At 67.1% G+C, this 23,970-nt stretch carries 22 protein-coding genes; 1 reads left to right on the forward strand and 21 read right to left on the reverse strand.

Annotation, left to right across the window (positions count from 1 at the left end):
- Positions 1 to 101: 101 nt before the first annotated feature.
- The 3 genes from ACODR1_RS15435 to sidA form a co-directional block, all read right to left on the reverse strand.
- Positions 102 to 452 (reverse strand): GFA family protein, encoded by a 351-nt coding sequence (locus tag ACODR1_RS15435; RefSeq protein ID WP_116489572.1) that lies wholly within the window; start codon positions 450 to 452, stop codon positions 102 to 104.
- 326 nt (positions 453 to 778) lie between these two features.
- Entirely contained in the window at positions 779 to 4,210 is a 3,432-nt protein-coding gene (dnaE, locus tag ACODR1_RS15440; RefSeq protein ID WP_488881237.1) for a DNA polymerase III subunit alpha, read from the reverse strand.
- A 25-nt stretch (positions 4,211 to 4,235) separates the two neighbouring features.
- A complete protein-coding gene (gene sidA, locus ACODR1_RS15445) occupies positions 4,236 to 4,595 on the reverse strand; it encodes a cell division inhibitor SidA (RefSeq protein ID WP_488881238.1) in 360 nt (119 codons plus the stop codon).
- Here sidA and ACODR1_RS15450 point away from each other — a divergent pair.
- Positions 4,498 to 5,454: a nucleoside hydrolase gene (locus ACODR1_RS15450; protein ID WP_488881239.1), complete on the forward strand. Its 957-nt coding sequence runs from the start codon at positions 4,498 to 4,500 to the stop codon at positions 5,452 to 5,454. The genes sidA and ACODR1_RS15450 overlap by 98 nt on opposite strands.
- Positions 5,455 to 5,666: 212 nt before the next feature.
- Here the strand turns inward: ACODR1_RS15450 and ACODR1_RS15455 are convergent, their stop codons facing one another.
- The 18 genes from ACODR1_RS15455 to nuoG all read right to left on the reverse strand — a co-directional run bounded on the left by ACODR1_RS15455 (position 5,667) and on the right by nuoG (position 23,970).
- Positions 5,667 to 6,353, reverse strand: coding sequence for an ABC transporter ATP-binding protein (locus tag ACODR1_RS15455; RefSeq protein ID WP_488881240.1), 687 nt, complete (start codon positions 6,351 to 6,353; stop codon positions 5,667 to 5,669).
- Entirely contained in the window at positions 6,346 to 7,620 is a 1,275-nt protein-coding gene (locus ACODR1_RS15460; protein WP_488881241.1) for a lipoprotein-releasing ABC transporter permease subunit, read from the reverse strand. The genes ACODR1_RS15455 and ACODR1_RS15460 overlap by 8 nt, the downstream gene beginning before the upstream one ends.
- Positions 7,620 to 8,945: a proline--tRNA ligase gene (proS, locus tag ACODR1_RS15465; protein WP_101719831.1), complete on the reverse strand. Its 1,326-nt coding sequence runs from the start codon at positions 8,943 to 8,945 to the stop codon at positions 7,620 to 7,622. Before proS ends, ACODR1_RS15460 begins: the two co-directional genes overlap by 1 nt.
- A gap of 416 nt (positions 8,946 to 9,361) precedes the next feature.
- Positions 9,362 to 9,622, reverse strand: a complete 261-nt coding sequence (locus ACODR1_RS15470) for a DUF1467 family protein (protein WP_488881242.1) — start codon at positions 9,620 to 9,622, stop codon at positions 9,362 to 9,364.
- Complete coding sequence (gene mce, locus ACODR1_RS15475) at positions 9,622 to 10,041, reverse strand: methylmalonyl-CoA epimerase (RefSeq protein ID WP_101719833.1); 420 nt, start codon at positions 10,039 to 10,041, stop codon at positions 9,622 to 9,624. Before mce ends, ACODR1_RS15470 begins: the two co-directional genes overlap by 1 nt.
- A gap of 62 nt (positions 10,042 to 10,103) precedes the next feature.
- Positions 10,104 to 10,838, reverse strand: coding sequence for a rhomboid family intramembrane serine protease (locus tag ACODR1_RS15480; protein WP_488881243.1), 735 nt, complete (start codon positions 10,836 to 10,838; stop codon positions 10,104 to 10,106).
- 7 nt (positions 10,839 to 10,845) lie between these two features.
- Positions 10,846 to 12,525, reverse strand: coding sequence for a ribonuclease J (locus ACODR1_RS15485; protein ID WP_488881244.1), 1,680 nt, complete (start codon positions 12,523 to 12,525; stop codon positions 10,846 to 10,848).
- A complete protein-coding gene (locus tag ACODR1_RS15490) occupies positions 12,522 to 13,304 on the reverse strand; it encodes a type III pantothenate kinase (protein WP_488881245.1) in 783 nt (260 codons plus the stop codon). Before ACODR1_RS15490 ends, ACODR1_RS15485 begins: the two co-directional genes overlap by 4 nt.
- Positions 13,301 to 14,071 carry a biotin--[acetyl-CoA-carboxylase] ligase gene (locus tag ACODR1_RS15495; RefSeq protein ID WP_488881246.1) on the reverse strand — a complete coding sequence of 257 codons (771 nt, stop codon included), beginning with the start codon at positions 14,069 to 14,071 and terminating at the stop codon, positions 13,301 to 13,303. The genes ACODR1_RS15490 and ACODR1_RS15495 overlap by 4 nt, the downstream gene beginning before the upstream one ends.
- Before the next feature lies 1 nt (position 14,072).
- Positions 14,073 to 15,512 (reverse strand): NADH-quinone oxidoreductase subunit NuoN, encoded by a 1,440-nt coding sequence (nuoN, locus tag ACODR1_RS15500; RefSeq protein ID WP_488881247.1) that lies wholly within the window; start codon positions 15,510 to 15,512, stop codon positions 14,073 to 14,075.
- Positions 15,513 to 15,520: 8 nt separating this feature from the next.
- On the reverse strand, positions 15,521 to 17,005 hold the full coding sequence (locus ACODR1_RS15505) for an NADH-quinone oxidoreductase subunit M (protein WP_116489560.1): 1,485 nt from the start codon (positions 17,003 to 17,005) through the stop codon (positions 15,521 to 15,523).
- A 10-nt stretch (positions 17,006 to 17,015) separates the two neighbouring features.
- A complete protein-coding gene (gene nuoL, locus ACODR1_RS15510; protein WP_488881248.1) occupies positions 17,016 to 19,109 on the reverse strand; it encodes an NADH-quinone oxidoreductase subunit L in 2,094 nt (697 codons plus the stop codon).
- A 4-nt stretch (positions 19,110 to 19,113) separates the two neighbouring features.
- Positions 19,114 to 19,419, reverse strand: a complete 306-nt coding sequence (gene nuoK / locus ACODR1_RS15515) for an NADH-quinone oxidoreductase subunit NuoK (protein WP_101719841.1) — start codon at positions 19,417 to 19,419, stop codon at positions 19,114 to 19,116.
- On the reverse strand, positions 19,416 to 20,033 hold the full coding sequence (locus ACODR1_RS15520) for an NADH-quinone oxidoreductase subunit J (protein WP_101719842.1): 618 nt from the start codon (positions 20,031 to 20,033) through the stop codon (positions 19,416 to 19,418). Before ACODR1_RS15520 ends, nuoK begins: the two co-directional genes overlap by 4 nt.
- A gap of 81 nt (positions 20,034 to 20,114) precedes the next feature.
- The gene (nuoI, locus tag ACODR1_RS15525; RefSeq protein ID WP_058346359.1) at positions 20,115 to 20,606 is read right to left on the reverse strand and encodes an NADH-quinone oxidoreductase subunit NuoI; all 492 of its coding nucleotides are present in this window, start codon (positions 20,604 to 20,606) and stop codon (positions 20,115 to 20,117) included.
- Positions 20,603 to 20,845: a hypothetical protein gene (locus ACODR1_RS15530; RefSeq protein WP_488881249.1), complete on the reverse strand. Its 243-nt coding sequence runs from the start codon at positions 20,843 to 20,845 to the stop codon at positions 20,603 to 20,605. The genes nuoI and ACODR1_RS15530 overlap by 4 nt, the downstream gene beginning before the upstream one ends.
- Entirely contained in the window at positions 20,842 to 21,906 is a 1,065-nt protein-coding gene (gene nuoH / locus ACODR1_RS15535; RefSeq protein ID WP_488881250.1) for an NADH-quinone oxidoreductase subunit NuoH, read from the reverse strand. Before nuoH ends, ACODR1_RS15530 begins: the two co-directional genes overlap by 4 nt.
- Before the next feature lie 3 nt (positions 21,907 to 21,909).
- On the reverse strand, positions 21,910 to 23,970 hold the full coding sequence (gene nuoG, locus ACODR1_RS15540) for an NADH-quinone oxidoreductase subunit NuoG (RefSeq protein WP_488881251.1): 2,061 nt from the start codon (positions 23,968 to 23,970) through the stop codon (positions 21,910 to 21,912).

Here is a 23,970-nt window from a genome sequence, read left to right on the forward strand (position 1 = left end):
CATCGATCCCAGCCCCGGCCGACGCAGCCGGCGCAGTTCCCGCGAACGACCTTGCCGGCCTATCCTTCAAGGCGCGCGGCGGGCGCCCCGCCCCCTCGTACTCAGAACGACTTTCCGTCGACCTGCTGCGGCTCGAGCCCGAAGACGTCGACGCCGTCGATGCAGCGAACATTGATCGCCGCCATCTTGGCGCCGTTGGGAGCCTCGCCCCGAGCGAAGGATTCGATGCCGCAATCAGCGCAGAACAGATGCTGGATCTTGCCGGTGTTGAACCGGTACTCGGTCAGGGCGTCCTCGCCGGACAACAGGGTGAAGTCGTCGATCGGCGCGAAGGCCAGGACCGACCCCAGCTTGCCACATCGCGAACAGTTGCAGGTGATGGTCTGGGACAGGTCGGCCTCGACCTCGAAACGGACCCTGCCGCATTGGCAGCCGCCGGTGTGCTTGCTCATGGCTTCCTCCCAGTACCGCCGGCGTCCTGCCCCGGCGCCCTTCGATGGTTCAACGCGCGCATGAGCGCCACGCCGCCATGCGCTCCTGAAATGGCCTGCGCCGCACCGCGGGTCGCCGTCGTGGCCCAATGTCGCTGCTCGACCAACGAGCCGCGTCGCACTGAAGTCCGCGCCAAAAGCTGCGAACGCGGCGCCCGGCTTCAACCCAGGCCCACGCCCATGACTTGGGCCCTGGCCCTGGCCCTGGCCCTCAGCGGCGTGGCTACTCCAATCCCGGTCCAGTCAAGGCGTCGAGCGGCTTCGGCCGTCGCCTCCCGCCGCGGCTTCTAGATATCTTCCAGCAGCGCCACGCCCGGCGCCGTCTTCAGCGCGCCGCGCAGCGAGGCGTCGAGCGTATAGCGTCCCGGCAGCTTAAGCTCGATCTCGCGCCCGCCGCCCAGGGCCGCAACGAAACTGATCTCGCCGCCCTTCTGGGTCATGGCCGGCTCGATGCGGCGCTTGAGGGCCTCGATCTCGGTGGCCGCCGGCGACAGGTGCACGCGCAGGCCGGCCACCACGTTCTCGATGGCCTTCTCGATCGGCTCGGCGTCGTCGCCGAAGAAGCGCACCTCGCCGTCACGGGCCTTGGAGCGGACCTTGATGACCACGCCCTTGCCAGGCTCGAGCACGTCGCGGCACTTGCGCAGCGATTCCGGCGGGAACAGCACCTCGTACTCGCCGGACGGGTCCGACAGCGACACGAAGGCGAAGCGCTCGCCGCTCTGCGAGGCGCGCTCCTGGCGGCGACGGACGATGCCGCACATGCGCAGGGCTTCGGCTCCCGCCTCGGCCTGGGCCATGGCCTCGGTCAGCATCACGGTGCGCCGGCGGCGCAACATGCCGACCATGTCCTCCAGCGGGTGGCCGGTCAGGTAGAAGCCGACGGCCGACAGTTCCTCGTCCAGCAGGTCGACCTGCGTCCAGGGCTCAACCTTCTTCAAACGCGGGCGGCTGGCTGCCGCGTCGCCGCCGAACAGCGCGTGCTGGCCGCCCTGGCGGTCGGCCGCGACGCTCTGGCCGTGGGCGATCAGCACGTCGGCGTTGGCGAACACCTGGGCGCGGTTCTTGTTGAAGGAGTCGAAGGCCCCTGCCCGCGCCAGGTTTTCGATGGCGCGCTTGTTGACCTGCTTGGGATCCACCCGCTCGACGAAGTCGAAGATGTCACGGAACGGCCCGCCCTCCTCGCGAACGGCGACGAGGTGCTTCATGGCTTCCAGGCCGACGTTGCGCACCGCGCCCAGCGCGTAGAGCACCTCGCCGTTCTCGACCTCGAAGTCGGCGCCCGAGCGGTTCACGTCCGGGGCCCGCACCGTGATGCTGAAGCGGCGGGCGTCCTGGTGGAAGACCGCCAGCTTGTCGGTGTTGGAGATATCCAGGCTCATCGACGCGGCGAGGAACTCGACCGGCGTGTTGGCCTTCAGCCAAGCCGTCTGGTAGGCGATCAGGGCATAGGCGGCCGCGTGGCTCTTGTTGAAGCCGTAGCCGGCGAACTTGGCCACCAGTTCGAAGATCGAGCCCGACTGATCCTCGGGCACGCCCTTTTCCTTGGCCCCGGAGACGAAACGGATCTTCTGGAGATCCATCTCCTCCTTCTTCTTCTTACCCATGGCGCGACGCAGCAGGTCGGCCTCGCCCAGGCTGTAGCCGGCCAGGATCTGGGCGATCTGCATCACCTGCTCCTGGTACACGATGACCCCGTAGGTCTCGCGAAGCACGCCTTCCAGCGACGGGTGCAGGGTGTCGACGGGCTTTCGGCCGAACTTGCAGTCGACGAAGGTGTCGATGTTGTCCATCGGGCCCGGGCGATAGAGCGAGATCAGTGCGGTGATCTCCTCGATCGAGCCGCAGCGCATCTTGCGCAGGGTGTCGCGCATGCCCTGGCTTTCCAGCTGGAACACGCCGACCGTCTGGCCCGAGGCGAGCAGTTCGTAGCTCTTGGCGTCGTCGAACGGCAGGCGGCCAAGATCCACCTCCATGCCGCGCTTGCGCAGGTGCTTCACCGCGCGGTCGAGCACCGTCAGCGTCTTCAGACCCAGGAAGTCGAACTTCACCAGGCCCGCGCTCTCGACCCACTTCATGTTGAACTGGGTGGCCGGGAAGTCCGAGCGCGGATCCTTGTAGAGCGGCGTCAGCTGGGTCAGCGGCCGGTCGCCGATCACCACGCCGGCAGCGTGGGTCGAGGCGTTGCGGAACAGGCCTTCCAGCTGCAGGGCCACGTCCAGGCAGTTGGAGACGTTGGCGTCCTCGTTCTTGGCCTGCTTCAGGCGCGGCTCGATGTCGATGGCCTGGGCCAGGGTCACCGGCGCGGCCGGATTGTTGGGCACCATCTTGCACAGACGATCGACCAGGCCCAGCGGCAGCTGCATGACCCGGCCGACGTCGCGCAATACGGCGCGGGCCTGCAGCGAACCGAAGGTGATGATCTGGGCCACGCGGTCGCGGCCGTACTTGTCCTGCACGTAGGCGATGACCTCTTCGCGTCGCTCCTGGCAGAAGTCGACGTCGAAGTCGGGCATGGAGACCCGCTCGGGATTGAGGAAACGCTCGAACAGCAGGCCAAAGCGCAGCGGGTCGAGATCGGTGATGGTCAGCACCCAGGCGACCAGCGAGCCGGCGCCCGAGCCCCGTCCCGGACCGACCGGGATGCCGTGATCCTTGCCCCACTTGATGAAGTCGGAAACGATCAGGAAGTAGCCGGGGAAGCCCATCTTGACGATGATGCCGAGTTCGAAGTCGAGCCGCTCCCAGTAGACGTGCTCTTCCATCGCCAGGGTCAGGCCCTCGAGGCGCATGCGCAGCCCTTCGCGCGCCTGGTGCGCCAGTTCCTCGGCTTCGTTGCGGCCGTCGCCGGTGGGGAAGCTGGGCAGGATGGGGTCGCGCTTCTTGACCATGAAGGCGCAGCGGCGGGCGATGTCGAGGGTGTTGTCGCAGGCTTCCGGCAGGTCGGCGAACAGCTTGCGCATGTCCTCGGCCGGCTTGAACCAGTGCTCGGGCGTCACCCGGCGACGCTCGTCCTGGCCGACGAACGAACCGTCGGCGATACACAGCAGCGCATCGTGGGCGTCATAGAGATTGGGCTTGGCGTAATAGCAATCGTTGGTCGCCACCAGCGGTGCGTCGTGGTCGTAGGCCCAATCCACCAGGCCGGGCTCGGCGGCCGCCTGCTGCGGCAGGCCGTGGCGCTGGAGCTCGACATAGAAGCGGTCGCCGAACACCTTCTGCATCTCGACCAGGGCCGCATTGCCCTCGGCCGTCTTGCCGGCCGCGAACAGGTTGTCGACCGGGCCGTCGGTTCCGCCCGACAGCAGGATCAGTCCTTCGGAGTATTCGACCACCTTGGCCCACGGCACGACCGGCTCGGCCAGTTCGCCGCTTTCCAGATAGGCGAGCGACGACAGTTCCGACAGGTTCAGATAGCCCCGCTCGTTCTGCACCAGCAGGGTGATGGTGGGCTCGCGCGACCAGCGCTCGGACGGCTTGGCGCCGATGCCCTTGACCGGCAGGGCGCAGCCGATGATCGGCTGGACGCCGTTGTCCTTGGAGTAGACGGAGAACTCCAGAGCCCCGAACAGGTTGGCCCGGTCGGTGATCCCCGCGGCGGGCATGCCGCCGGCGGCGGCCATGCCCGGGATCTTGTCGGCCTTGATGGCCCCTTCCAGCAGCGAATAGGCAGACCGGACGCGGAGGTGGACGAAACCCTGACCTTCCACACCCGACATGACCAGACCCTCACTGCTATTCGACTCAGGTCACCAACTGGGCGACCGAACACATCATCCAGACGAAGCCGGCGACAGATACAAGCGCCAAAGACTCACGCGCGATCCGGACCATAACATCCCTCCACAGCTCGTTGGCTAGTTGCCTTTTTGTTCTATATTCCCCTTTCGTTCCCGCCACAATAGTCCACAGGCAAGTTGCGAGCTTTTTTGTCGCGCGGGGCCGATCGCCGCGGATCAACCGGGCGGCTCTGGCCTTCCCGCCCGGAACGCGGCAGAAGCCCGCCATGCGCCTGATCATCGACACCGACACCGCCGGAGACGACGTCTTCTCCCTGATGCTCGCCCTGCGCCGCCCAGGGGTCAGCGTCGAGGCCATCACCATCAGCCACGGCAATGTCGGCTTTACGCAGCACGCAGAGAACGCCCTGGTGACGCTGGAAGCCTGCGAGGCGGCCGGGGTTCCTGTCTATCTGGGCGCGGGCAAGCCGTTCAGCCGCAGCCCGCTGGACGCCGCCTACGTGTTCGGCGAGGACGGCATGAGCGACGCGGGCTTTCCCAAGACCGTCCAGCGCCCCTCCCCCGGCCATGCGGCAGACGAGATCGTGCGACGGGTGATGGCGGCGCCCGGCGAGATCACCCTGCTGGCCCAGGCGCCGCTGACCAACATCGCCCTGGCCGTGCTGCGCGAGCCGGCGATTGCGAAGGCGGCCAAGGCCCTGTGGGTGATGGGCGGCACCGACAACGGCGTGGGCAACGTCACGCCGGCGGCCGAATACAACTTCTATGTCGACCCCGAGGCGGCCAAGATCGTCGTCAACGCCGGCTTCGACCTGCACGTGGTCACGTGGACCGAAACCCTGCGCGATGGCCTGCTGACAACGGCGCAACTGAACGAGCTGGACGCCCTGGGCACGCCGCGCGCCAAGTTCTTCACCAAGGTCAACGAGGCCTCGCTGGCCTTCGCCCGCGACACCGAGGGCCTGGACGGCAGCCTGCACCCCGACGCCCTGACCTGCGCGGCCATGCTCGACGAGGCCCTGGTGCTGGAAGCCGAGCGCTGCGTTATCGACGTGGAGACCATGGGCGAGTTGACCCGCGGCTATCTCAGCGTCTCGCACTCGATCCTGCCCGACATCGAGATCGCCGACCCGGCCCTCAAGCGCCGCGAGCCCAACGCCCGGGTCATCAAGAAGATCGACCAGGCCGGGTTCTTCGCGGCGATGCGGCAGGCGCTGCTCTAGACCGGATCGCCATTCGAGGACTGGCGCTCTTCCACCGCTTGTTGCGGTGTAAACGTTCGTCTTCCTGGGCCTCGTGCCCAGGATCCATGGCTCAACGTCTCAGACCTTCGGAGGACGGCCAAGGTCTGAGCGGTCGCCGGCATGGGCCCTCGCCACAAGGGCGAGGGAGGCGACTGTTGACTTGAAACGCCAACCTCGCCGGAACAGGAAACCTAGAACGTCTGGGGCTCCAGGTGGCCGTCGCGCAGGGCGAAGACCCGGTCCATGTAGCGGGCCAGTTCCATGTTGTGGGTGGCGATCAGGGCGGCGACACCCTGCCCGCGCGCCAGGTCATACAGCGCCTGGAAGGTGGCGGCCGAGGTCGCCGGATCGAGATTGCCCGTCGGCTCGTCGGCCAGCAGGAGTTTCGGCGAATTGGCCAGGGCGCGGGCAATGGCCACGCGCTGCTGCTCGCCGCCCGACATCTGGCCGGGCTGGTGATCGACGCGGGCCGAGAGACCCAGTTGCCCCAGCAGGCCGACCGCGCGCTCGCGCGCCTCGGCCCGGCGACGGCCGGCGATCATCTGCGGCAGCTCCACGTTCTCGGCCGCGGTGAACTCCGGCAGCAGGTGGTGGAACTGATAGACGAAGCCCACGGTCGACAGCCGCACCTTGGTGCGCTGGCGCTCGGAGAGCTTGGAGCAGTCCTTGCCGTCGACGGCGATGATGCCGGCGTCGGGGCGCTCCAGCAGGCCCGCGGCGTGCAGCAGCGACGACTTGCCCGAGCCCGACGGGCCGATCAGGCCCACGACCTCGCCCGGATAGACGTCGAGATCCGCGCCGCGCAGCACGGTCAGCTTGCCGGCCTCGGTGACGTAGGTGCGCTCGACGCCGCGCAGAGACAGGACCGGACTACTCATAGCGAAGGGCCTCAACGGGATCGAGGCGCGAGGCCCGCAGCGCCGGCGGCAGGGTCGCCAGCACGCTCATCAGGGTGGAGATCGAGACCACGCCGCCCACCTCGACCCAGTCGATCTTGGCCGGGATGTGGGCCAGGAAATAGATGTCGGCGCTGAACACCGCCGTGCCTGTGGCCCATTCGACGAAGTTCTGGATCGCCGAGATGTTGGCGCAGAACAAGACGCCCAGCAGCAGCCCCGTCAGGGTGCCGGCCAAGCCGATCGAGGCGCCGGCCATGATGAAGATGCGCAGGATAGACGACTGGCTGGCGCCCATGGTGCGCAGGATGGCGATGTCGCGGCCCTTGTTCTTCACCAGCATGACGAGGCCGGAGATGATGTTCAGGGTGGCGATGGCGACGATGAAGAACAGGATCAGGCGCATGACCTTACGCTCGACCTGCAGCGCATTGAAATAGCTGCTGTTCTTATCCATCCAGTCGGTGATGAAGGCGCCGGGGCCGACGGCCTGCTCGATGGCGGCCTTGGCCTGCTTGGCGTCGTCGGGATCGGTCAGCTTGACCTCGACATAGTCGATGGCCGTATCGCGCCCGAAGAACAGCTGCGCCTGGGCCAGCGGCATCATCACGTAGCTCTCGTCGAACTGGCTCATGCCGACACTGAAGACGCCGCCGACCACATAGTCCTTCTCGCGCGTCGAGGTCCCGAAGGCCGTGGCGGGACCGGAGGGGGAGATCAGGGTGATCGGATCGCCGACCGAAAGGCCCAGGTTGCGGGCCATGCGATCGCCGATCAGCACCATGTCGCCGCCGTACTCGCCCTCGCCGAAGCCGTCGAGCGAGCCCTGCTTGATGTTCTTGGAGATCAGGGTCATGCCGCGCAGGTCGGCGGGGTTCACCCCCCGCACGATGGCGCCGGTCACCTGGTTGGGACCGATCACCATGGCCTGGGCCTCGACCAGCGGCGCGGCCTGGACCACGCCGGGGCTGGCCTTGATGCGGGCGATCACGCCCTCGCGGTCAGGGCCGTTGACCAGCGGCCCCTGGGCGTAGATGTGGCCGTTGAAACCCAGCAACCGGCCGAGCAACTCGGCGCGGAAGCCGTTCATGACGCTCATCACGGTGATGAGGGCGAACACCGCCAGCATCACCGCGCTGAACGAGATCACCGAGATCAGGGCGACGCCGCCGTTCTTGCGCTTGGTGCGCAGGTAACGCCAGGCGACCGTCCGTTCCCAGATCCCGAAAGGCCCCGCGCCGAACGCCATCAGGCGGCCTTGCCGGTCAGGCGGGCCAGAACGGCGTCGAGCGGCTCGGAGACGCGCTCGCCGGTCTTGCGGTTCTTCAGCTCGACCACGCCTTCGGCCACGCCCTTGGGCCCGACGATCAGCTGCCAAGGCAGGCCGATCAGGTCCATGGTGGCGAACTTGGCGCCGCCGCGAGCGTCGGTGTCGTCATAGAGCACGTCGACGCCGGCGGCCTGCAGGGCCTTGTAGGCGCTGTCGCAGGCCGCGTCGCAAGCCGCGTCGCCCTGGCGCATGTTGACGATGCCGACGTGGAACGGCGCGACGCTTTCGGGCCAGATGATGCCGCCCTCGTCATGGCTGGCCTCGATGATCGCGCCCAGCAGGCGCGAGACGCCGACGCCGTAGCTGCCCATCTGGGCCGGCGTTTCCTTGCCGTCCGGGCCCATGACGTAGGCCTTCATCGGCTCGGAATACTTCGTGCCGAACGAGAAGATGTGGCCGACCTCGATGCCGCGGGCCGAAAGGCGATCGCCCTCGGGGATCGCGTCGAAGGCGGCCTCGTCGTGCATTTCCTCGGTGGCGGCGTAGAGGGCCGTGCGCTGGTCGACCAGCGGCTGCAGGTCGCCGTACCAGTCGACGTCGGCGCCGGGCGGATCCATCTCGACCAGGTCCTTGTGGCAGAACACGGCGCTTTCGCCCGTTTCGGCCAGCACGATGAACTCGTGGGACAGGTCGCCGCCGATCGGGCCGGTGTCGGCGCGCATCGGCACGGCCTTCAGGCCCATGCGGGCATAGAGGTTCAGATAGGCCACGAACATGCGGTTGTACGACTTGCGCGCGCCCTCGGCGTCGAGGTCGAAGCTGTAGGCGTCCTTCATCAGGAACTCGCGGCCGCGCATTACGCCAAAGCGCGGACGGCGCTCGTCGCGGAACTTCCACTGCACATGGTAGAGGTTCTTGGGCAGGTCCTTGTAGCTCCGCACCGAGGCGCGGAAGATCTCGGTGACCATCTCCTCGTTGGTGGGCCCGTACAGCAGCTCGCGCTCGTGACGGTCGGTGATGCGCAGCATCTCCGGGCCGTAGGCGTCATAGCGGCCCGACTCGCGCCACAGGTCGGCCAGTTGCAGGGTCGGCATCAGGAGCTCGACGGCGCCGGCGCGATCCATTTCCTCACGGACGATCTGCTCCACCTTGTTGAGCACCCGCAGGCCCAGTGGCAGCCAGGCATAGATGCCGGCGGCCTCCTGGCGGATCATGCCCGCGCGCAGCATCAGCTGATGCGACACGATTTGGGCGTCGGAGGGAGCTTCTTTCAGGACGGGCAGGAAGTAGCGCGACAGGCGCATGGACGAGACGTCTCCGGGAGTATTCGAGGCGTTGAGATAGCCGCTCGCCGTTCAGCTTGGCAACGCGCGCGGCGAAAAGATGACGTTTTGAGTGTCGAGGGCGCCTGACTGTCGAAAGAGTTGGGCCATGAGCCCGCCCTCTCCTTCGCCCGACGCCTTCTGGCCAAGCTAAACGAAAAGAAGGCCGCGCGGTTCAATCGCGCGGCCGTTCAAGTTCATCGTCGGGGAAGACGCCACAGAGCAAGGCCGAACCCGGCCTCGTCATGACAATGTACGACCGTCGAACGACTGTTGGGGCATGCGATTGCCGATGGCGTACAAGCTCAGCGCGTTTCGCCCAAGACATGGGCGTTTGACGGGCAGGAGATCGCAGGTCGCCCATGTCTTGGGCGCCCAGCCTCCGGCTGCAAAAGTTTTCAGTAGGTCGAAGGCAGGTCCGGCAGGCTCACCAGCTGGAACTTCACCACCAGCCACAGAATCAAGAACAGCACCGCCGTGATCCAGGTGGTGGTGAAGAACTTGCGCTTCAGGTTCGGGTTCACCGGCGCGCCGGGATCGGCCCCCGCCGGCGGCTCGATCCCCATTTCGTGATAGCTGCGAACGCCCAGAGGCAGCACGGCGAACAGCACCGTCCACCAGATGGTCAGGAAGATCGCGACGCTGGTGATCGGTCCCATCAGTGATGCGCGTCCTTGGGGCTTTCCATCAATTCCACGAGCATGCCGCCCATGTCCTTGGGGTGAACGAAGATGATCAGCGTTCCATGGGCGCCGATCCTGGGCTCGCCTAGCACGGTCGCGCCCTTGGCGACCAGAGCGTCGCGGGCCTCGTAGATGTTCTCGACCTCGAAGCAGACGTGATGCTGGCCGCCCTTGGGGTTCTTGGCCAGGAAGGCGTGGATCGGGGATTTCTCGCCATAGGGCTCGATCAGCTCGATCTGGCTGTTGGGCAGGTTGACGAAGCAGACCCAGACGCCCTGCTCGGGCATGGCCCACTTCTCGGTCACCGAGGTGGCGCCCAGCAGCTCGCGGTACATCTTCACCGACTCGTCGATGGAGGGCGTGGCGACGCCGATGTGATTGAGCCTGCCGATCATGGTTCCTGTCCCGGGCTGGTGCGGAGTTGGAGCCCAACTAACCGCGCCTCCGGTCACGGCAGTCAAGCGCCGCGAAGGCCCTTGAGCCAGTGGAAGCGCGCCGGCAGCACGCCGATCAGCAGCAGGCCCAGCACGAAGCCGCCCAGATGCGCCTGCCAGGAAACGAGGATCAGGCCCTGCTGGCTGGCTAGGCCGTAGGCGCCGGCGGCGACCACGACGATCAGGTTCATCACGCCGAAGGACAGGGCCGACCGGCCCACGGCCTTGGACAGGATCGGATGAAGCTCGTCCCTGCCCGGCCCGACCAGGCGCGCGCCCGCGCCCCACAGGCCGCAGATGGCGCCGGACGCCCCCAGCAGCCAGGCGTCGGGCATCAGCAGCCCGGCCAGCGCCACGCCGGCCAGGCCGCAGCCGACATAGAGACCGCCGAACAGCAGGCCGCCGAACGCGTCGCGTCCCAGGCGCTGGGCGATGCCCGGCCCCAGGGCGACCAGGGCCGCCGAGTTCATGACCACGTGCAGCCAGCCCGCATGCAGGAACATCGAGGTCAGCGGCGTCCACCAGAGACCGTCCCGGAAATTGCCGGGGTGAAAGGCGCCGTAGCTGAGCATCCGCTCCTCCAGCCCCAGCGGCGCACTGGCCAGCTGGGCGGCGAAGACGATCCAGATCAGGCCCAGGGTCACCAGGACCGGCCAGGCCTCGAACCAGATCACGGCCGGGCCCTGGCCGAAGATCCCCTCGCGCCGCGCAGGCGGCGGCTCGGGGGGCTCGGTAGGGACCTGGTCGTCGATGCTCATGCGGGCGTCAGAGCCGCAGGACGGTCGTCTCGACGACCGGCTTGCGTTCCCAGATGCGGAAAGCGGCCTTCTTCACCGCGCGCGAGATGGCGTTCTCGATCGTCTCGTCGATCTCGCGATCGTCGCCCGACAGGCGCTTGAAGGCCTCTTCGGCCTCTTCGGCCAGGTCGTCCAGCGCCTCGTCGAGGGGATATTCCTCGTCGCCGGCCAGGCCGAGACCGCGGACCTGCGGGCCCGAGACGATCTTGTTGCGGCCGTCCAGCACGATCGACACGGCCAGCACGCCGTTGAACGCCGCGTGGCGACGCTCGCGCAGGGCCTCGCCGTTCTCGGGCGTCACGACGCCGCCGTCGACGTACAGACGGCCGGCCGGCACCTCGTCGATGATCTCCGGATGGCCGGGGGCCAGGCGCACCATGTCGCCGTTACGGGGCGAAACGGCGTGCGGGACCTGCAGGTCCTTGGCGAAGGCGGCGTGCTCGAGCAGGTGGCGGCGCTCGCCGTGGGTCGGCACGGCGATCTGCGGGCGGGCCCACTGGTACATCTGCTTCAGCTCGTCGCGGCACGGGTGGCCCGAGACGTGGATGCCGGGGGTGTCGCGTTCGGTGTGCAGGCGCACGCCGCGGTCGGCCAGCTTGTTCTGCAGGTTGCGGATCGGGATCTCGTTGCCCGGGATCACCCGCGAACTGAACACCACGTGGTCGCCCTGCGAAAGCTTGACGTGCGGGTGGTTGCCCTCGGCGATGCGAGCCAGGGCCGCCCTCGCCTCGCCCTGGCTGCCGGTGCAGAGATAGAGGATCTCGTTCTCGGGCATGTGCTTGGCCTGATCGTCGGTGACGAACGGTTCAAGGCCGTCGAGAAGGCCCACAGAACGGGCGGCGGCGGCCATGCGGTGCATCGAGCGGCCGGCGAGGCACACCTTGCGGCCTGCGGCCTGGGCGGCGCGGATCACGGTGTCCATGCGCGCCACGTTCGAGGCGAAGCAGGCCACGGCGATCTTGCCGGTGAGGCCGGCGATCAGCTTGTTCATCTCGACGCGGACGTCGGCTTCCGAGCCGGACTCGCCCTCGACGAAGACGTTGGTGCTGTCGCAGACCATGGCCAGCACGCCCTCGTCGCCCAGGCGGCGCAGGGCGTCGACGTCGGTGGCCGCGCCCAGCTGGGGATCGGGATCGATCTTCCAGTCGCCGGTGTGCAGGATGGTGCCCAGCGGGGTCTTGATCGCCAGGCCGTTCGGCTCGGGGATCGAGTGGGTCAGGGTGACCATTTCCAGGTGGAACGGGCCAAGGTCGAAGCTGCCGCTCAGCGGCACCTCGATGATCTCGACCTCGTCCAGCAGGTTGGCGTCACGCAGCTTCTCGCGCAGCAGGAAGGCGGTGAAGGGCGTGGCGTAGACCGGCGCCTTCAGCTGCGGCCACAGCCAGGCGACGGCGCCCAGGTGGTCTTCGTGCGCGTGGGTCAGGACGATGCCGAGGATGTCGTCGGCATAGGGGACGATATATTCGGGGTCGGGCAGGATGATCTCGACGCCCGGCGTCGTCTGGTCGCCGAAGGTGACGCCGAGGTCGACGACGATCCACTTGCGGTCGTCGGCTGGCCCAAAGCCGTACAGGTTGAAGTTCATGCCGATCTCGTTCGACCCGCCCAGCGGCAGGAAGACGAGCTCGTCGTTGGTTTGCTTTTTCATTCGGTCCCTAGATGGGTATTGCGGCGGTGAATTTCGAGGAGACCACGGATGGTCAGATCGGGGTCGAAGTGGTCGATGCTGTCGGTGGCGCCCTCGAACAGCGAGGCGACGCCGCCGGTGGCGACCACGGTCAGGTTCTCGCCGCGCTCTTCCTTGATGCGCGAGACGAGCCCTTCGATGAGTGAGATGTAGCCCCAGAACACGCCCGACTGCATGGCGCCGACCGTGTCGGTGCCCACGATCTTGCCGGGACGCTGGATGGCGATGCGGGGCAGCTTGGCGGCCGCTTCGTGCAATGCCTGCATGGAAAGGTTGATGCCGGGGGCGATGATGCCGCCCTCGAAGGCGCCGTCGGCGGCCACGACGTCGAAGGTGGTGGCGGTGCCGCTGTCGATGACGATCAACGGGCCCTTGTAGACCATGCTGGCGCCCACGGCGTTGACTAGGCGGTCGGCGCCGGCCTCGGACGGCTTGTCGATGCGGATGTCGACGCCCAGCCGGGCGTTCTCGCCGATCACCAGCGGCTCGACGTTCAGGTACCGGCGCGACAGGTTGCGCAGGTTGAACAGCGACTGAGGCACGACGCTGGAGATGATGCAGGCGTCCAGCGAGCGGAAGCCCAGGCCCTGCATCGACATCAGCTGCGACAGCCACACGACGTACTCGTCGGCGGTGCGGGTGCTTTCGGTGGCGGCCCGCCACTGGGCGATCCACGACTGGCCGTCGTGGATGGCGAACATGGTGTTGGTGTTGCCCTGTTCGATGGCCAGCAGCATCACGAAGCTCCGAAGAAGACGTCGCCGGCGGTGATCCGGCGCAGTTGGCCGTCAGCCAGGCGCAGGCGCAAGGCCCCGTCGCCATCGAGGCCCTCGGCGATGCCCTCGACCGTCTCGCTTCCCAGGCGGGCGACGCACGGCTCGCCCAGGCCGTGGGCCTTGGTGGTCCAGGCGTCGGCGATGGCGGGGAAGCCCAGGCGCAGCCAGACGTCAAGCCAACGGTCGAACGACGCCGCCAACACCCCGATCGCCTCGACCGGCGACGGCGGCGGCTCGGCGCGCCAGGTCGGCAGGGCCGTGGTCGGGCGTTCGCTGTCGATGGGCTTGCGGGCCAGGTTCACCCCGACGCCCACGGCCAGCCACAGGCCACCGTCCGGCGACTTGCCGGATTCGATGAGGATGCCGCTGATCTTGAGGCCGCCGACCATCGGGTCGTTGGGCCATTTCAGGCTGACCAGGCGCTCGGGAACATAGGCGGCCAGCAGGTCGGCCACCGCCAGGGCGGCGACGAACGAAACCTGGGCGGCTTCGGCGGGCGGCTTGTCGAGGGTCAGCAGAAGCGTGGCGGCCAGGTTGCCGTCGCCGGTTTCCCAGGCGCGGCCCCGGCGGCCTCGGCCCGCGGTCTGCCGCAGGCCGACAATCCAGACGGGCTCGGTCCGCCCCGCTTCTGCGCGGCGGCGGACCTCGGCGTTGGTCGAGTCGATCTCGTCGAGAACGACGACGGGCGGCCCCTTGCCCGCCCCGTTGTCGAACGGGGGGCCGCCCGTCACGTCAGAGGTGGCCGAAGGCGGCCGCCGCCGCCTTGGCGGCGGGGTCGAGCCAGACCAGGGCGGCCAGCACGATCGGGAACGAGAACAGGGCCGCGGCGAAGCCGATCGCGCGAGCGGTCGGTTGCGGCTTGTCCACCGAGCCGGCCGGGGCGTCGAACCACATCGCCTTGATCAGGCGCAGGTAGTAGAACGCGGCCACGACGCTGCCGACCAGACCCAGGACGGCGGCCCACTGCAGCGGCACGTCGCCCGAGCCCATGGCGGCCTTGAAGACGTAGAACTTGGCCCAGAAGCCCGAGAACGGCGGCAGGCCCAGCGCCGACAGCGAGAACGCGGTCATGGCCAAGGCGATGCCGGGACGTTCCTTCACCAGGCCGGCCATGTCCTCGATGGTCTCCATCGGCTTGCCGTCGCGGCTCAGGGCCTGCAGGCAGGCGAAGAAGCCGGTGACGTCCACCATGTAGAGCACCATGAAGACCAGCATCGAGTGCAGGCCGATCTCGCCGCCGGTGGCGACGCCCAGCAGGGCGTAACCGACGTTGGCGATCGAGGAATAGGCCCACAGGCGCTTGAGGTTGGTCTGGGCCAGGCCCGCGAAGGCGCCGACGAACACCGACAGCAGAGCCGCGATGATCAGCACCTGGCGCCATTGCGACACGGCGTCGGGGAAGGCGTCGCCCAGCACGCGGGCGAACATCATCATGGCGGCCAGCTTCGGCGCGGCGGCGAAGAAGCCGACGACCGGGGTCGGGGCGCCTTCGTAGACGTCCGGCGTCCACATGTGGAACGGCGCGGCCGAAACCTTGAACGCCAGGCCGCAGATCACGAAGATCAGGCCGAACAGCAGGCCCAGGCCGTGGGCGCCGTGCGAGGCGGCGGCGATGTCGGCGAAGCGGGTCGAGCCGGCGAAGCCGTAGATCAGCGAGGCGCCGTACAGCAGGATGCCCGACGACAGCGCGCCCAGCACGAAATACTTCAGGCCGGCTTCCGAGGCCTTGGCGTCGTCGCGGCGGAAGGCCGCCAGGACGTACAGGGCCAGCGACTGCAGCTCGACGCCGATATAGAGGCTGATCAGGTCGCCGGCCGAGGCGGTGACGCCCATGCCGACGGCCGACAGCACGACCAGGACCGGGAATTCGAACTTCTGGTCGCCGCGGGCGGCGAGCCAGCGGTCGCCGAGCACGACGGCCACGGCGCTGAACAGGAAGATCGCGACCTTGGCGTAGCTGGCCGCTGCGTCAGCCGAGTAGACGCCGTTGAAGGCGTGGCCGTGCGGACCGATCGCCGCCAGGACGGCGGCGGCCAGCAGCGCCAGGACCGAAGCGCCCGTGAAGACCGGCGTGGTCTTCTTGGAGAAGGCGCCCCAGACCAGCAGGACCAGGGCCGAGACGCCCAGGACCAGTTCCGGAAGGACGAGGGAGATGTTGGCGGAGAACGTCATGGGATCCCTCACCCGCCCACGGCGGCGCGCCAGGCGCCGACGAGCCCGTCGACGGACGACGCGGTCAGGTTGAACACAAGATTAGGATAGATGCCGAGCACCAGGGTCATGATGATCAGCGGCACGAAGAGCAGGATCTCGCGCGCGTCGAGGTCGGTGATCGTCTTCAGTTCCGGGTTGACGATCTCGCCGTACATGACGCGGCGATACAGCGTCAGGGCGTACATCGCCGACAGGATCACGCCGGTGGCCGACACGATCGCCGTCCAGGTCGAGGCCTGGTAGACGCCGGTCATCGTCAGGATTTCGCCGACGAAGCCCGAGGTGCCCGGCAGGCCGACATTGCCCATCGTGAACAGCAGGAACACGAAGGCGTAGTGCGGCATCCGGTTGGTCAGGCCGCCGTAGAAGGCGATCTCGCGGGTGTGCATGCGGTCGTAGACCACGCCGACGCAGAGGAAGAGCGCGCCCGAGATCACGCCGTGGCTGATCATCTGGAACAGGGCGCCCTGCTCGCCCGCGGCGTTGCCCGAGAAGATGCCCATGGTCACGAAGCCCATGTGGGCGACCGACGAATAGGCGATCAGCTTCTTGATGTCGGTCTGACGGAAGGCGACCAGCGAGGTGTAGACGATGGCGATGCCCGACATCGCGAACACCAGCGGCTGGAACATCTCCGAGGCGTTCGGGAACATCGGGATGCTGAAGCGCATGAAGCCGTAGCCGCCCATCTTCAGCAGGATGCCGGCCAGGATGACCGAACCCGCCGTCGGGGCTTCCACGTGAGCGTCGGGCAGCCAGGTGTGCACCGGCCACATCGGCATCTTCACTGCGAACGAGGCGAAGAAGGCCAGCCACAGCCAGGTCTGGAGCCACGGCGCGAACTTGTAGGTCATGAGCTCCGGGATCGACGAGGTGCCGGCGATCGAGATCATGGCCAGGATGGCCGCCAGCATCAGCACCGAGCCGAGCAGCGTGTAGAGGAAGAACTTGTAGGCCGCGTAGATCCGGCGCTTGCCGCCCCAGATGCCGATGATCAGGAACATCGGCACCAGGCCCCCTTCGAAGAAGAGGTAGAACAGCACCAGGTCCAGCGCGCAGAACACGCCGATCACCAGGGTCTCGAGGACCAGGAAGGCGATCAGGTACTCGACGACGCGCTTCTCGACCGACTTCCAGCTGGCCACGATACAGATCGGCAGCAGGAAGGCGGTCAGCAGGACCAGCAGCACCGAGATGCCGTCGATGCCCATGCGGTAATGCAGGCCGGCGAACCAGGCGAAGTCTTCCACGAACTGGAAGCCCGGGTTCTTGGCGTCGAACTGGAGCGTCAGCACCAGCGCCAGGGCGAAGGTCACCAGCGTGGTCGCGAGCGCGATCCACTTGGCCAGGGTGTCGGTGGCGGCGCCCGCGCCCTTGGCGGCGCGAGCCGCCAGGATCAGGGCCACGCCGACGAGCGGAGCGAAGGTCGTAAGGCTGAGCAGACCAGTCATCGATCCGTCCTCAACGGAATGCGTAAAGGGCGAACGTCAGCAGGCCGGCGACGCCGAGCAGCATGACGAAAGCGTAGTGGTAGACGTAGCCGGTCTGGGCTTTGCCCGTCTTGCGGCCGACGGCGTAGGAGACGGCGCTGACGCCGTCGGGACCCAGGCGATCAATGATCTTCTGGTCCCCGCCCTTCCAGAACAGGTCGCCGAGGAACTTGGCGGCGCGCACGAAGGTGGCGTCGTACAGCTCGTCGAAGAACCACTTGTTGTAGAAGAACACGTACAGCGGGCCCTTGCGCTCGGCGAGCTTGAGGCCCAGCCGCTCGTCACCCTTCAGGATGTAGACGTAGACGGCGATGGCCAGGCCGAGCAGCGAGGCGATCAGCGGGCTCCACTTCACCCAGTCGGCCACGTTGTGCGCGTCGTGCAGCACGTGGTTGGTCGGGGCGTTGTAGATCGCGCCGCGCCAGAACTCGGCCTCGTGGTGACCCACGAAGTAGCCGGTGAAGACGAAGCCGGCGGCGACCGCGCCAATCGACAGCACGACCAGCGGCAGCAGCATCACCCAGGGGCTCTCGTGCGGCTTGTGATCGTGGCCGTGGCCATGGTCGTCATGCCCGTGATCGTCGTGCGCGCCGTGGGCGTGGTCGTCATGACCATGGGCGGCGTGCGCGTGATCGTCGTGGCCGTGCGCGGCGTGCGCGTCATGGCCATGGTCGTCGTGACCCCAGCGGGCCTTGCCGTTGAAGGTGAAGAAGGCCAGGCGCCACGAGTAGAACGAGGTCAGGCCCGCGACGAGCACGCCGATCACCCACGCGAACATGGCGATCTGGTTGTGGCCGCCAGCGGCGAACGCGGCTTCGATGATGGTGTCCTTCGAGTAGAAGCCGGCGAAGCCCAGGTGCAGCGGCGGGAAGCCGAGGCCCGTGATGGCGATCGTGCCGATCGTCATGGCGATGAAGGTCACCGGCAGCATCTTGGCCAGGGCGCCGTAGCGGCGCATGTCCTGCTCGTGGTGCATGCCGTGGATCACCGAACCGGCGCCCAGGAACAGCAGAGCCTTGAAGAAGGCGTGCGTAAACAGGTGGAACATGGCCGCCTGGTAGGCGCCCACGCCGGCCGCGAAGAACATGTAGCCCAGCTGCGAACAGGTCGAGTAGGCGATCACGCGCTTGATGTCGTTCTGGGTCAGGCCGACCGTGGCGGCGAACAGGGCCGTCACCGCGCCGACGACCGTGACGATGTTCTTGACCACGGGGGCGTATTCGAACATCGGCGACAGCAGGCACAGCATGTAGACGCCGGCGGTCACCATGGTGGCCGCGTGGATCAGGGCCGACACCGGGGTCGGGCCTTCCATGGCGTCAGGAAGCCAGGTGTGCAGGAAGAACTGCGCCGACTTGCCCATCGCGCCGATGAACAGCAGGAAGCAGGCGATGTCGACCAGCGGCCAGCTGTGGCCGGCGAACTGCCAGCTGCGGGCGGCGCCCGCCTGGATCATCGGGAACAGCTCGGCGAAGTTGATCGTGCCGAACGCCCAGTAGACGGTCATGATGCCGAGCGCGAAACCGAAGTCGCCGACGCGGTTGACGACGAAGGCCTTGATGGCGGCCGCGCTGGCCGACGGCTTCTTGAACCAGAAGCCGATCAGCAGGTACGAGGCCAGGCCCACGCCTTCCCAGCCGAAGAACAGCTGCATGAAGTCGGCGGCGGTGACCAGCGAAAGCATGGCGAAGGTGAAGAGCGACAGGTACGCGAAGAAGCGCGGCTTGCTGTCGTCCTCGGCCATGTAGCCCCAGGAATAGATGTGCACGAGCGCCGAGACGGTCGTGACCACGATCAGCATGGTCGCCGACAGGGCGTCGATGCGGATCGACCAGTTGGCGATGAAGTCGCCCACGTGGATGAAGGGCAGCAGCGAGACCGTGAAGGCCTCCATGTGACCCCAGGTCCACTGGCTGAACGTGACCCACGACAGCGCGCAGGCCAGGATCAGCAGGCCCGTGGTGACGGCTTGCGAAGCGACGTTGCCGATCCGCCGGCCGAACAGGCCGGCGATGATCGCGCCCAGCAGCGGGGCGAAGACGAGAATGGTGACGAGCGATTGCACTGGGTCAGCCCTTCATCATGCTGGCGTCGTCGACCGCGATGTCGCCGCGGTTCCGGAAGAAGGTCACCAGGATGGCGAGGCCGACGGCGGCCTCGGCGGCCGCCACGGTCAGCACGAACATCGCGAAGATCTGGCCCACCACGTTGTGCAGGTAGGCAGAGAAGGCGACCAAGTTGATGTTCACCGCCAGCAGGATCAGCTCGATCGACATCAGGATGACGATGATGTTCTTGCGGTTCACGAAGATCCCGAAGACGCCGATCGTCAGCAGGATGGCGGCGACGATGAGGTAATGCGGAAGGCCGATCATTCGCTGATCCCCTCGCCCGGCTTGATCTGCACGAGTTCCATTCCGGTCTTGGGCGTGCGGGCGACCTGCTTGCCGATGTCCTGGCGCTTGACGCCCGGCTTGTGACGCAGGGTCAGGACGATGGCGCCGATCATCGCGACCAGCAGCACCAGGCCCGCCGCCTGGAAGAAGAAGATGTAGTCGGTGTAGAGCACCCGGCCGATGGCCTCGGTGTTGCTGACACCGCCCGGCGACGCCAGCGGAGCGGCGTTCTTGGCGGCCGCGCCGTTGGTGGCCACGCTGACGGCGACCATGATCATCTCGATCGTCAGGACGCCGCCGACCAGACCGCCGATGGGCAGGTACTGGGCGAAGCCGTCCCGAAGCGCTTCGAAGTCGATGTCGAGCATCATGACGACGAAGAGGAACAGCACCGCGACCGCGCCTACATAGACGACGATCAGCAGCATCGCGAGGAACTCCGCGCCCAGGAGGACGAAGAGGCCTGCGGCCGAGAAGAAGGCGGTGATCAGGAAGAGCACCGAGTGCACGGGATTCTTGGCCGAGACGACGAGAAGACCCGCCGCAATGGTCACGAACGCCAGCAAGTAGAAAGCTATCGCCTGCAAGGCCATTGGCCCAGGTGCTCCCCTGATAAGTTCAAATAACAGCGACGTGCGAAGCGCACGCCGCCAACTCGGATTCGCGCCGACCGTTTAGCGGTACGGAGCGTCCAACTCCAGATTCTTCGCGATCAGCCGTTCCCAACGGTCACCGTTGTCGAGCAGCTTTTCCTTGTCGTAGTAGAGCTCTTCACGCGTCTCGACCGCGAACTCGATGTTCGGGCCTTCGACGATGGCGTCCACCGGGCAGGCCTCCTGGCACAGGCCGCAGTAGATGCACTTGACCATGTCGATGTCGTACCGGGTCGTGCGGCGGCTGCCGTCCTCGCGCGGTTCGGCCTCGATAGTGATCGCCTGGGCCGGGCAGATGGCCTCGCACAGCTTGCAGGCGATACAGCGCTCTTCCCCGTTGGGATAGCGACGCAGGGCGTGCTCGCCGCGGAAACGAGGCGACTGCGGGCCGCGCTCGTTCGGATAGATCACGGTCTTCTTCGGCGCGACCAGATACTTCATGGCCAGGCCGAAGGCGCCCGCGAAGTCCAGCAGGGCGACGCCTTTGACGGCTTGGGTGATACGACTCATCATGGCCGCTTAACCTTCGGAATGACGCAGGTGTAGTTCGAAAGCTGGGCGGGATCTCCCCCGTCCATCTTGGCTTGCAACGATCCGCCTTCGGCCTGGCACTTGTCGCCAGCCCGACGCAACTCGTCGTAGTTCACGATCCCTCGCCCCAGCGAATAGGAGCTGTCCTCGGCGACGGACGCGCAGGCGCCCGTCGACATCAGGACCAGCCCCGTCAGGGCCAGGACGAGCGGACGCCTCATCCCGCCACCGGCGAGAAGACGCGCCAAGCCGCGACCAGGACGACCAGGACCAGCGACATCGGCAGGAAAACCTTCCAGCCCAGGCGCATCAGTTGGTCGTAGCGGTAGCGGGGCACGATGGCCTTGGCCATGGCGAACATGAAGAACCAGAAGCAGATCTTCATGAAGAACACGACGGCCAGGAACAGGTTGGCCCAGAAGGTCGGCCAGCTCTGCAGGAAATCGACCGGGAAGCCGGGGTTCCAGCCGCCGAAGAACAGCACGCTGATCATGGCGCACATCAGAACGATGTTCGAATATTCGGCGACCATGAACAGCAGGTACGGGGTCGAGGAATACTCGACCTGGTAGCCGGCCACGAGTTCGGATTCAGCTTCCGGAAGGTCGAACGGCGGGCGGTTCGTCTCGGCCAGGGCCGAGATGTAGAACATGCCCATGGCGATCACCATGACCGGCAGCAGGACGATATTCTTGAGGCCGCCGCCGAAGACGTTCCAGTTCCAGATCCAGCCCGACTGGTGCTCGACGATCGTCGACAGGTTCATCGAGCCGGCCAGCAGGATCACCGTGATGATGATCAGGCCGATCGAGACTTCATACGACACCATCTGCGCCGCCGAACGCAGCGCGCCCAGGAACGGGTACTTCGAGTTCGAAGCCCAGCCGCCCATGATGATGCCGTAGACGCCCAGCGAGCTCATCGCCAGCAGGTAGAGGATGCCGACGTTCAGGTTGGAGACGACCCAGCCCGGCGCGAACGGCACCACGGCCCAGCCGATGAAGCCCAGAACCAGGCTGATCAGCGGGGCCAGCAGGAAGATGGCCTTGTCGGCGCCGGCCGGGATGACGATTTCCTTCAGCACGAACTTGCCAAAGTCGGCGAACGACTGAAGCAGGCCGAAGGGGCCGACGACGTTGGGGCCCTTGCGCATCTGGACGCCGGCCCAGATCTTGCGGTCGGCCAGCAGCAGGAAGGCCAGGCTCAGCAGAACCCAGATCACGACCAGCAGGATGCCGCCGAGCGTGAGGCCGAACCAGAGAAGCGGATTGATCTCGTTCACGGCTTACTCCGCGGCGATCTTGGAGGCGGCCGAGACGTTGGCCGCGCACTCGGCCATGGTCACGCTGGCGCGCGCGATGGGATTGGTCAGGTGGAAGGCCTTCACCGGGCTCTCGAACGGAGCGTCGGTCGCCTCCCCTTCCCCGCCGACGGCGGCGAGGTCGAACACGGTCGGAACCGAGCCCGGGGCGAAGTCGATCTGGCCGAAGGTCGGGTGATCGGCGAACAGCTTGGCGCGCAGCTGGTCCAGGCTGTCGTACGGCAGCTTGTGGCCCAGGGTTTCCGACAGCGCCCGCAGGATCGACCAGTCTTCCTTGGCCTCGCCCTTCGGGAACACGGCGCGCTTGCCCATTTGGACGCGGCCTTCGGTGTTGACGTACAGGCCGTTCTTTTCGGTGTACGCCGCGCCCGGCAGGATGACGTCGGCCTTGTGGGCGCCGGCGTCGCCGTGGGTGCCGAGATAGATCTTGAAGGCGTCGCTGGCGGCGCTTTCGCACTCGTCGGCGCCCAGCAGGAACAGCACGTCCAGCGCGCCCGGCTTCAGCATGTCGCCGGCGGCCAGACCGCCTTCGGCCGGGACGAAGCCCAGGTCGAGGCCGGCCACGCGGGCGGCGGCGGTGTGCAGCACGTTCCAGCCGTTCCAGCCTTCGCGGACGACCTTGAAGGTCTTGGCGAGGCCCGCGGCGGCCTTGAGGATCGCCGCACCGTCGGCGCGGGCGAGCGCGCCCTGGCCGATGATGATCGCGGGACGCTCGGCGGCCTTCAGGGCGGCGACGAAGTCGTTCTTGGCCTTGGCCAGGCCCGACAGCGTCTTGGCGCCGGCGCCGAGGTAGTCGTAGTCGAAGGTCAGGTCGGCTTGCTCGCCGATGACGCCGAAGCGCGTCTTGCCGGCGATCCACTGCTTGCGGAAGCGGGCGTTGAGGACGGGGGCCTCGAGACGCGGGTTGCTGCCGACGAACAGGACGACGTCGGCGTCTTCGATGCCGGCGATGGTCGAGTTGAACAGCCAGCTTTCACGCGGGCCGGCGCCCAGGGCGACGCCGTCCTGGCGGGCGTCGAGGTTCTTCACGCCCAGGGCGGTGAAGAGGTCCTTGGTCGCCTTCAGGCTTTCGGCGTCCTGCAGGTCGCCGGCGATGACGCCGATGCGCTCAGGAGCGGTCGCCTTGATCTTGGCGGCGACGGCGGCGAAAGCCTCAGACCAGGTGGCCGGCTTCAGCTTGCCGTCGACGCGGACGTACGGACGGTCCAGGCGCTGGCGCTGCAGGCCGTCGACGGCGTAGCGCGTCTTGTCGGAGATCCACTCTTCGTTGACCTCCTCGTTGATGCGCGGCAGCACGCGCAGCACGGCGTTGGCGCGACCGTCGACCCGGATCGACGAGCCGAGCGCGTCCATCACGTCGATGCTTTCGGTCTTCTTCAGTTCCCACGGACGGGCTTCGAAGGCGTACGGCTTGGAGGTCAGCGCGCCGACCGGGCACAGGTCGATGACGTTGGCCGACAGTTCCGAGGTCACCGCGGCGCCCAGGTAGGTCGTGATTTCAACGTCTTCGCCGCGCGAGATCAGGCCGATTTCCGGCGAGCCGGCGACTTCGGTGATGAAGCGGACGCAGCGGGTGCACTGGATGCAGCGCGTCATCACGGTCTTGATGAGCGGGCCCATGGCCTTCTCTTCGACCGCGCGCTTGTTCTCGTCGTAGCGGCTGTCGTCACGGCCGTAGCCGACGGCCTGGTCCTGCAGGTCGCACTCGCCGCCCTGGTCGCAGATCGGGCAGTCCAGCGGGTGGTTGATGAGCAGGAACTCCATCACACCTTCGCGGGCCTTCTTGACCATCGGGGTGTTGGTGAAGATCTCCTGGCCCTCGGCGGCCGGCAGGGCGCACGAAGCCTGCGGCTTCGGCGGGCCGGGCTTAACCTCGACCAGGCACATGCGGCAGTTGCCGGCAATGCTCAGACGCTCGTGATAGCAGAAGCGCGGGATCTCTTCCCCAGCCAGTTCCGCGACCTGCAGAACCGTCATGCCGGGTTCGAACTCGACCTCGACGCCGTTGACCTTGGCGATTGCCAT

It is taken from the genome of Caulobacter sp. FG7, from assembly GCF_057808875.1.

Bases quoted from the DNA above. Each gene is read 5' to 3' on its own strand.
- ACODR1_RS15520 (WP_101719842.1), bottom strand. From the start codon at position 20,033: ATGGCCTTGCAGGCGATAGCTTTCTACTTGCTGGCGTTCGTGACCATT.
- proS (WP_101719831.1), bottom strand. From the start codon at position 8,945: ATGCGCCTGTCGCGCTACTTCCTGCCCGTCCTGAAAGAAGCTCCCTCC.
- ACODR1_RS15470 (WP_488881242.1), bottom strand. From the start codon at position 9,622: ATGGGACCGATCACCAGCGTCGCGATCTTCCTGACCATCTGGTGGACG.
- nuoK (WP_101719841.1), bottom strand. From the start codon at position 19,419: ATGATCGGCCTTCCGCATTACCTCATCGTCGCCGCCATCCTGCTGACG.
- ACODR1_RS15480 (WP_488881243.1), bottom strand. From the start codon at position 10,838: ATGAGCATCGACGACCAGGTCCCTACCGAGCCCCCCGAGCCGCCGCCT.
- nuoN (WP_488881247.1), bottom strand. From the start codon at position 15,512: ATGACGTTCTCCGCCAACATCTCCCTCGTCCTTCCGGAACTGGTCCTG.
- ACODR1_RS15460 (WP_488881241.1), bottom strand. From the start codon at position 7,620: ATGGCGTTCGGCGCGGGGCCTTTCGGGATCTGGGAACGGACGGTCGCC.
- ACODR1_RS15450 (WP_488881239.1), top strand. From the start codon at position 4,498: ATGCGCCTGATCATCGACACCGACACCGCCGGAGACGACGTCTTCTCC.
- ACODR1_RS15485 (WP_488881244.1), bottom strand. From the start codon at position 12,525: ATGAAAAAGCAAACCAACGACGAGCTCGTCTTCCTGCCGCTGGGCGGG.
- mce (WP_101719833.1), bottom strand. From the start codon at position 10,041: ATGATCGGCAGGCTCAATCACATCGGCGTCGCCACGCCCTCCATCGAC.
- nuoG (WP_488881251.1), bottom strand. From the start codon at position 23,970: ATGGCAATCGCCAAGGTCAACGGCGTCGAGGTCGAGTTCGAACCCGGC.
- sidA (WP_488881238.1), bottom strand. From the start codon at position 4,595: ATGGTGATGGCCTCGACGCTGACCCCTGGGCGGCGCAGGGCGAGCATC.
- ACODR1_RS15530 (WP_488881249.1), bottom strand. From the start codon at position 20,845: ATGAGGCGTCCGCTCGTCCTGGCCCTGACGGGGCTGGTCCTGATGTCG.
- ACODR1_RS15435 (WP_116489572.1), bottom strand. From the start codon at position 452: ATGAGCAAGCACACCGGCGGCTGCCAATGCGGCAGGGTCCGTTTCGAG.
- ACODR1_RS15455 (WP_488881240.1), bottom strand. From the start codon at position 6,353: ATGAGTAGTCCGGTCCTGTCTCTGCGCGGCGTCGAGCGCACCTACGTC.
- ACODR1_RS15505 (WP_116489560.1), bottom strand. From the start codon at position 17,005: ATGACTGGTCTGCTCAGCCTTACGACCTTCGCTCCGCTCGTCGGCGTG.
- dnaE (WP_488881237.1), bottom strand. From the start codon at position 4,210: ATGTCGGGTGTGGAAGGTCAGGGTTTCGTCCACCTCCGCGTCCGGTCT.
- nuoI (WP_058346359.1), bottom strand. From the start codon at position 20,606: ATGATGAGTCGTATCACCCAAGCCGTCAAAGGCGTCGCCCTGCTGGAC.